We start from the raw sequence: 7,293 nt of genomic DNA, 5'->3' as shown, positions 1-7,293 counted from the left end.
GCACGACGGCGGAGCTCAAGCGGGTAACGGGAAGGTCGTGCCATGACTCGATCCTTTCATGAAATCGAGTCTCCATTCGAACCGGGGCGGTTCACGTGAAGCGGTGTGATCACCCTGGTCCAGTGACAGAACCCAAGCAGCAGATCCGAGCCTTGCACACGGACTCCACGGTCACCGTCTACCAGGCGTACGCGCCGGAGATAGGTCTGGCGGCGGCCCGGGAGGGCTGCTTCCCGGCGGTGTGGCAGCGGGACCGGATGACTTGGATCAAGGCAGCGCGGAGGTCCCGGGCCAGTGCCTCGGGGCAGGTACCCCGCTCGCGTCGGACGGTAGTCAGCCCAGGTTCTGGGCCCGGCGGCGGCGCACGATGACGAGCGTGCCCGCACCGGTGACGACCGCCGCGGCAGCCACGCCCGTGATCGGCAGCGCGGAGGACCCGGTCGCCGCCAGGGTGCCGCCGTTCGCCGTGGTCCCGTCGTCGCCGGTCGGCGACGACCCGCCGACCGATCCAACTGAGCCACTGGCCGAACTGCCCGTCGAGCCGGTCGGCCCCCCACCGGTGACGTCCAGCGTGATGTCGGCCTTGTCGTTGGCCTTGTGGGGGTCGAACGGCCGCGCCTCGGTGCTCAGCGCCACCGAGCCCTTGGCATGCGCCACCCGCTTGTCGATCTTCAGCTGGAATGTGTAGGTCTCCCGGCCGCCCTCGTTGAGAGCCGGCTGTCTCATGCCGCAGTGGTACGCCTCACCCTTGGCCCTGCAGAATGCGGCGGTCTTGACGACCGATGTTCCGGCGGGCGGCGTGATCACGACACTTACGGACCGCTCCCAATACTTTGCCATGACCCAGGCGGGCCCGGCGTTGGTGAACTCCACCGTCATCGGCACCGTTTCACCGACGCTCCCCTTCAACGCGGCACCCGTCACCTGGTAGTCGGCCGTGTTGACGGAGGTGACGGGCACCGCGACGTATGGCGCGGACCCCTCGCCACCGGGCTGCTTCTCGACCAGTTTCACCGCTGGTGCGGTTCCCGCCACCGGCGGACTGCCGTTGTCGTCCGCCACCGGATCGCCTTCCCCGACACGCAGGCTCAGTTCGTCGTAGAGCGCGCGGTCCAGTACCTTGACACGGAGAGGCGTCTCGGTCGTGTAGACGACGCCCGGCTCCGCCGCCTGGTCGAAGGCGCACACCGCGGTCCACCTCTCCTGCATCTCGTCGTAGGGAGGGATGTGCTGTGTCAGGCAGTTGGAGGGAACCTCGTCGAAGTCGAGTCCCCGGGTGACGGCGTAGGTGACCCACACCTTCTCGGCGGCTCCGGTGCCCTTGTTCGCCACGGTGACCGGCAGATCGAAGGTGCTCCCCGGTTTCGCCCCGTCGATCGGCTCGATGCCTCCAATGACCAATTCGGGTGCGGTTTCATCGGCGAAGGCGGCGGGAGCCGCGGCCAGCGCGATCAAGCCGGCAGCGCCGACGGCGGCAACAGCGGCACGGGAGGCGCGACGGTTGTGCGGGGGCATCAGCATGGAGAGAACCTCTGTTGGAACGCGGGCAAACGGACGGTGTTTTCCAGAAGAACATCCCTTCGGTCCCTAGACTCCTGACGATCCCGAACAGTTGCACGCCCGGTGCCTCCTCCACCTCGCGATCGCACCCCCCGGACGCCGTCAGTCACGCTCCGATGTCGCCATCGATGGCAGGCCGGAGACGTCCTTCCGCGGCGGGACTGCCGCTGATCGGCACCAAGTACGGTCGCTCGCATGGAGTTTGATCTCACTCATGCGCCCGAGGGGCTGACGAAGCGGGCCCGACATTTCGTCCTCGCTAACGGCATCAAGGTCGACGTGCCGCGGATGAGCCGGCACAGGGTGCAGTGGCTTGCGTCGGCATACGTGGCCATCGATGGACGCCTCTGCACCAGAGCGTCGAAGGGTGGGTCGAGTCCGTCGCACTGGCTCACCATGCAGCGACGTGGGCGAAGCAGATCACCAGGTTCACCGGCGATGACGTCGGCGCACTCGCCCTGGACACGTTCGAGCCGGTGAGGGAGGTGACAGGGCTGGCGGACACATGGTGGCGGGGAAGCGACTCGCTGGTGGCTGTGTACGCGGGAGGCGGAGTGCCTGTCCGCTCCCCAGTGCCACACCGCGTTGTTCTACTCCGGCCTCGATGAATGGGGGTTGTACGGAGGCGTCAAGGACGGGCGGAGAGGGCTGTGAGCGAGGCGTGACATGGATCAAGCCGTCATTCCTGTGGATGATGTACCGCTGCGGGTGGGGCACCAAGGAAGGCCAGGAAAATATCCTCGCCGTCGAGATCACCCGGGAAGGCTTCGAGTGGGCACTGCAACACGCCTGCCTGTTGCACTACGAGCATGGACTCCACGCCGACCGCGCCACGTGGAAGCGCCAGTTGAAACGGGCTCCTGCCCGGGTGCAATGGGACCCCGAACGCGACCTGCACCTCCAGCCGCTTCCCCACCGGTCGCTGCAGCTCGGCCTCGTCGGCGAAGCCGCACGTCTCTACGCCGACGAGTGGATCGTCTCCATCGCCGATATCACACCGCTACTGAGGTTTCCGTTTCGGGGTGACGTCATGGCGGCGTCGTGATCAATCCGGTACGAACCCGTCGAGCAGGCTGGGCCGGTACTGCATCCGTTTGAGACGGGTCCGGGCCAGCTCGGCCAGGTCATCGATGCTGCACGGGGCCAGACTGCCCAGGCTCTTCTTCAGATGGGCCCACACGCCCTCGGTGGGGTTGAGGTCGGGGGTGTAGGTCGGGAAGCGGAAGACGGTCAGCCACGGCCGTTTCCCGATCGGCTCGCGCATGGCAGCGTCGACGTGGTGGCTGTAGTTGTCCCAGACCAGCACGATGTTGCCGCCGAGCTGCTGGTGAGCGGCATCCAGTAGCGAGGCGAAGTCCCTCTCCCGAAAGCCCTTCTTCTCACCCTTGCGGCCGTGGTGCACCAGCATCCGGAACATCAGCCGGGTGCGCTGACCGGCCTTGCGGCAGACCAGACCCGCCAGGGAGATACGTCCCGATCCCGCAGCCCTGACCCTGACACACGGCGTGTGACCGCACCGGGACCAGGTCCGTGCCTTCGGCGGCCGGAGCATCTGGCCCGACTCATCCGCGAAGCACAGCCACGCGTCCTGGTCCCTCACCGTCTTTCCACCCGTGGCCACGTCTCCTTGATCCACGTGGCCACGGCGTCCTCGTCGCGTTCGCCAACCCCGGCGCGCCGGGGCCTGCACCGTCCAGCCCATCTGGTGCAGGATGCGCCAGGTCTGCGCCGCACTGAAGCGGACATGGAAGCGCCTCGCGATCACCATGGCGATGCGGTCCAGCGTCCACCGCTGGTCCTCCACCCAACCGTGCGCGGCCGGCCCCTTCTCCAGCTTCGTGGCCAGCCACTCCCGCCAGCTGGGCTTCATCCGGGAGGGCTGCCCCGACGGCCCCTTGGACCGCAGCGCCTCCACGCCTCGGTAGCTGCGGGAGGCATGGTGAACGGTGCGGCCGGGGATATAGAGAAGCCGCTGGCCGTGACTGGTGAGCAACGCGATCAGCAGGGCGGCTCCGCCCGCGTTCAGGTCGACTGCGCAGGTCACCGGGTCATCCTCAGCCGGTGCCAGGACGTCGCCTATCAGCTCCAGCAGCTCAGCTTCGTCGTTCGGTACGCGGCGCGAGAGCACCTTTGTTCCGTCTGTGTCGATCACCGTGCAGTGGTGCGCGGCCTTGTCTGTTCGCTCATCCCAATGAGCACTGTGCAACATGAAGTACGCAGGTCACGGGTCTGGTGTGCGGGGCGGGCGGGGTACTCGCGCTGGTCGTCGGCGGGTGTCCATGGTGAAGATCGTCTGACCTGTCGGCCGGGGCCGTTGCCGGGTTCTGCTGCGCCGACCGCCGTGCCGCTCCTACGATCCGTGGCCGGGCCGGTGCGCCGGGAGAGCGCGGGGAGGGCGTGGAAATGCTGGAGCTGGAGCGGATTACGGCTCGCCGGAATGAACTGGACACGCTCGCCGAGAAGTTGGCCAAGCAGCTGGCGGATGTCCAGGCCGAGCGGGAAGAGTTGGTGATCGCCGAGCGGGTCCTGCACCGGCTGGCCGAACAGGACCAGGCTGTGCAGGAGGCCGCCGCGGCCGTCGCCCCGACTGCGGCCCGGGTGGCGGGGCGGGCGGTTTTGCTGATCCCGCACCGCGGCGAGACGGGCGACGAGGCCGCGCTGCCCGCTGACTACCGCAAGATCCTTGCGATCGTGCGGGCTGCCGACGGCCCGGTGCAGGTCAGGGCCGTCGGCGAGGAGTTGGGCCTTGAGGTGACGGTGCGCGGGAAGCTGGAACCGTTGCGGGCGAAGATGACCAAGCTCGCCGACCGCGGCTGGCTGCACAAGCGTCCCGACGGCAGGTTCACCGCACGCTCGTAGGCGTAGGGAGGCGGACGCCGACGGGGCGTAACTGATGGGCCTCCGACGGCAGTTGAGCTTGGTGTGAAGAGAAACAACCATCCCGCCGAGGGCCCTGACGGCCTTGTCTACTCCGCCCGCCTGCCGCTGTCGAGCGCCACCCTGAACTGGCTCGCCGACCTGATACGCGGCCACCTGAAGAAGATCAGGTCACGGTGGCGGGCCCTGCCCGCGGGGAAGATCGCCACCATCGTGCTCGCGGTACTGCGCTGTGACCAGCGGCCGGGCGACCTGGCCGGCGGCAACGGGATACACCGCACCACCGTGACCCGGTGGGTCAGGGAAGTCGTCGGCCTGCTGGCCGCCCGCGCCCCGCGCCTGGACCGCGCCCTCAAAAAGATCGCCCACAAGGGTGGCGGGGTGGTGCTGCTGGACGGCACATTGATCCGCACCCGGCGGCGCACCGGCAAAGAGAACCGGAAGAACTACTCCGGCAAGAGCAAATGCCATGGCCTGCTCGTCATCGCGCTCACCGACGACCGCGGCCGACTGCTCTGGGTCTCGGCGGCCCGGCCCCGCCCGGACGGACCTCGGAGATCACCGCCTGCCGACACGACCAGCTCACCGCCAAGCTACGGCCGGCCGGCCTTGGCGCCATCGCCGACCTGGGCTTCGTCGGGCTCGACGACAGCGGTCCCGACGCCGACCCGGCGGTGATCACCGGCTACAAGGCCGCCCGAAACCGGCCCCTGACCCGCGGTCAGAAGCTGTCGAACACCGCACTGGCAGCGGTCCGGGCACCGGTGGAGCATGGCTTCGCCCACCTCAAGAACTGGCGCGTGCTCGGCAAGGTCCGCACCGACCCGACGTGGGCGACCGCCCTGGTCAGGTCCCTGCTCGTCCTCACGAACCGTGAAGTTTCCCGGTGACCGACGATCTTCACCGAAGTCATCCACCCACGACCAGCACGAGCATCCCGAACCCCGCGCACACCAGACCCATGACCAGCAACATCACGATGCACAGTGCTCAATGAGTGGCCGTGTCGTCGCGGGACGCTGGGCGGCCTATCAGTCAAAGCCACACGTAGGGCATGAGCGCTTTCAGCCACACCCAGGCCCCTGGGTCTCCCGATCGTACGAAGAACCGGAATCAACCCGCCAACAAGGTAAGGAGCGCTTCAGTTGGCCACTCAGCGTGCCAGTTGGCCACACTGAGTGTCACAGTTGGCCATGGGGTCGATGCTTGGGACCCTGCCCGCGGCAGCCTGGAAACACCGACGAACAGGGGACAGCGATGATCGCTCGCGTGGCCGTATGGGAACCGATGCCGACCGACGATCGTGACTGGGTGCTGGACGCCGCCGCCGGCGTGCCCGGCGTCCACGGCAGCTATCACCTCATTGATCCCGTCACCGGCAACGGGCTGAGCATCGCTTTCTTCGAGGACGAAGCCGCCGCCCAAGCCGCGCGAAAGGCGATCGAGAAGCGCGCGGAAGAGATCGGCTGGAACAGCGCTCCGCATCCGGCGCCTGCTTCCACGGCCATGTATGACGTCATCCGCCACGCGTAGCCCACCACAGCCGCTGAACCCGGCACCGCAGTCGACTGGCCCGGGCGTACAGCGCCGCGTCGTAAGCGGCCGCGAACGTGGTGGTCACTGGGACTCCTCCACCGGGTCGAAGTCCGGCTTGAAGGTGGGGGTGCGGCCGACGGCGATCAGCAGGACCTGGAGGGCGGTTCCGGGGTGGCTGTGCTCCTGGGTGGCGGGCAGACCGCAGGAGAAGCAGTCGGCTTCCGCGCCGGCCCAGGCGACGTTGCAGGGTCCGCACAGGAAGCTGGGACCGCGACGGGGCAGGGGACGGCGACGTCCCAAGCCGATGGCGCGCATTCTGGCGGCCGCGGCTTGGCGTGCTTTGCGGGTGGGGGAGTGGGCGGGGCGGGGTCGGGACGGCATGATGAGGGTGCTCCTCTCGCCTGCGGGCGGGATGGTGTGGCCCGGGACGGCCGGCTGGTTCTCAGAGTGCGGGATGTGGCGTTCCGTCGGTCTTGTCATCGCTCGATGGTGTGACGTTGAGGCATCGCTGCCGGTCAGGAGTTCGGGGTTCGCTTGGGTTGTGGCATGAGCATGCGCCGTACCCGAGCGATCTCACCGATGAGCAGTGGGAGCTCGTCGAACCCGTGATCACGGCGTGGAAGGCCCGGCATCCGTCAGTCAGCGGCATCAGGGGAAGTACGCGATGCGGGAGATCGTGAACGCGATCCTCTACCAGAACCGCACGGGTTGTCAGTGGGAGTTCCTGCCCCATGACATGCCCCCGCCCGGAGCGGTGAAGTACTACTTCTACCTCTGGCGCGACGAGGGCACCGACCAGGACGTTCACGACCTGCTGCGCTGGCAGTTGCGGGAGATGCGGAAGCGATTAGCCGACCCGAGCCTGGTGGTCCTGGACACGCAGAGCATCCACGCCTCCGTCGGAGTCCCGGCCACGACGACGGGCCGGGATGCCGCGAAAAGGGTGCCGGGCAGGAAGCGATGCCTGGCCGTGGACGTGTTGGGCCTCGTCATCGACTGCGTCGTCCTGCCCGCCTCCACGCACGAGAACACCGCCGGCATCGCCCTGCTGGACGGTATCGCCGAGCAGTGCGACACGGTGAAGAAGGCCCTGGTCGACCAGGGCTTCAAGAAGAAGGTCGTCGAGCACGGCAAGACACGTGGGCATCGACGTCGAGATCGTCGAGCGCAACCCGGACGACAAGGGCTTCGTTCCGCAGGCCAAACGGTGGATCGTGGAACAGAAGAACGGGATCCTGATGTTCTACCGCCGTCTCGTACGCGACTACGAACACCGGCCCGCCTCCTCCCGCTCCCGCGTTCTGTGGGCGATGACCTCCG

General features: G+C 67.7%; 5 protein-coding genes and 4 pseudogenes. 6 read left to right on the top strand and 3 right to left on the bottom strand.

The genetic code is table 11. The features are described from left to right. Positions 1 to 122: 122 nt before the first annotated feature. Positions 123 to 272 (top strand): annotated as a pseudogene (locus tag ACFYO2_RS49380) (DUF4291 family protein); the annotation flags it as partial. Between the two features lie 61 nt (positions 273 to 333). Here the strand turns inward: ACFYO2_RS49380 and ACFYO2_RS49375 are convergent. Beyond that, positions 334 to 1,521 carry a hypothetical protein gene (locus ACFYO2_RS49375; RefSeq protein WP_388364025.1) on the bottom strand — a complete coding sequence of 396 codons (1,188 nt, stop codon included), beginning with the start codon at positions 1,519 to 1,521 and terminating at the stop codon, positions 334 to 336. 643 nt (positions 1,522 to 2,164) lie between these two features. Between ACFYO2_RS49375 and ACFYO2_RS49370 the strand changes: the two are divergent. Further along, a pseudogene (locus tag ACFYO2_RS49370) lies at positions 2,165 to 2,563 on the top strand (DUF4291 family protein); the annotation flags it as partial. Positions 2,564 to 2,605: 42 nt separating this feature from the next. Here ACFYO2_RS49370 and ACFYO2_RS49365 read toward each other — a convergent pair. Continuing rightward, complete coding sequence (locus tag ACFYO2_RS49365; protein WP_388364023.1) at positions 2,606 to 3,769, bottom strand: IS630 family transposase; 1,164 nt, start codon at positions 3,767 to 3,769, stop codon at positions 2,606 to 2,608. A gap of 194 nt (positions 3,770 to 3,963) precedes the next feature. Between ACFYO2_RS49365 and ACFYO2_RS49360 the strand changes: the two genes are divergently transcribed. From ACFYO2_RS49360 to ACFYO2_RS49350, 3 genes and pseudogenes are all read left to right on the top strand, one after another. Then, a complete protein-coding gene (locus ACFYO2_RS49360) occupies positions 3,964 to 4,419 on the top strand; it encodes a hypothetical protein (protein ID WP_388364021.1) in 456 nt (151 codons plus the stop codon). 63 nt (positions 4,420 to 4,482) lie between these two features. Beyond that, positions 4,483 to 5,327: pseudogene (locus ACFYO2_RS49355) on the top strand (transposase family protein). Positions 5,328 to 5,706: 379 nt separating this feature from the next. Beyond that, positions 5,707 to 5,970 carry a hypothetical protein gene (locus ACFYO2_RS49350; RefSeq protein WP_388364018.1) on the top strand — a complete coding sequence of 88 codons (264 nt, stop codon included), beginning with the start codon at positions 5,707 to 5,709 and terminating at the stop codon, positions 5,968 to 5,970. Between the two features lie 84 nt (positions 5,971 to 6,054). Here the strand turns inward: ACFYO2_RS49350 and ACFYO2_RS49345 are convergent, their stop codons facing one another. After that, positions 6,055 to 6,453 (bottom strand): hypothetical protein, encoded by a 399-nt coding sequence (locus ACFYO2_RS49345; RefSeq protein ID WP_388364015.1) that lies wholly within the window; start codon positions 6,451 to 6,453, stop codon positions 6,055 to 6,057. A gap of 59 nt (positions 6,454 to 6,512) precedes the next feature. Between ACFYO2_RS49345 and ACFYO2_RS49340 the strand changes: the two are divergent. Next, a pseudogene (locus tag ACFYO2_RS49340) lies at positions 6,513 to 7,293 on the top strand (IS5 family transposase); the annotation flags it as partial.

The organism is Streptomyces sp. NPDC006602, from assembly GCF_042870385.1.
Taxonomy (GTDB): Bacteria; Actinomycetota; Actinomycetes; order Streptomycetales; family Streptomycetaceae; genus Streptomyces.
This window is presented reverse-complemented; position numbering and strand designations above follow the sequence as displayed.

Excerpts from the sequence above, each read along its gene's own strand:
- ACFYO2_RS49360 (WP_388364021.1), top strand. The coding sequence starts at position 3,964 with ATGCTGGAGCTGGAGCGGATTACGGCTCGCCGGAATGAACTGGACACG.
- ACFYO2_RS49365 (WP_388364023.1), bottom strand. The coding sequence starts at position 3,769 with ATGTTGCACAGTGCTCATTGGGATGAGCGAACAGACAAGGCCGCGCAC.
- ACFYO2_RS49375 (WP_388364025.1), bottom strand. The coding sequence starts at position 1,521 with ATGCTGATGCCCCCGCACAACCGTCGCGCCTCCCGTGCCGCTGTTGCC.
- ACFYO2_RS49345 (WP_388364015.1), bottom strand. The coding sequence starts at position 6,453 with ATGACAAGACCGACGGAACGCCACATCCCGCACTCTGAGAACCAGCCG.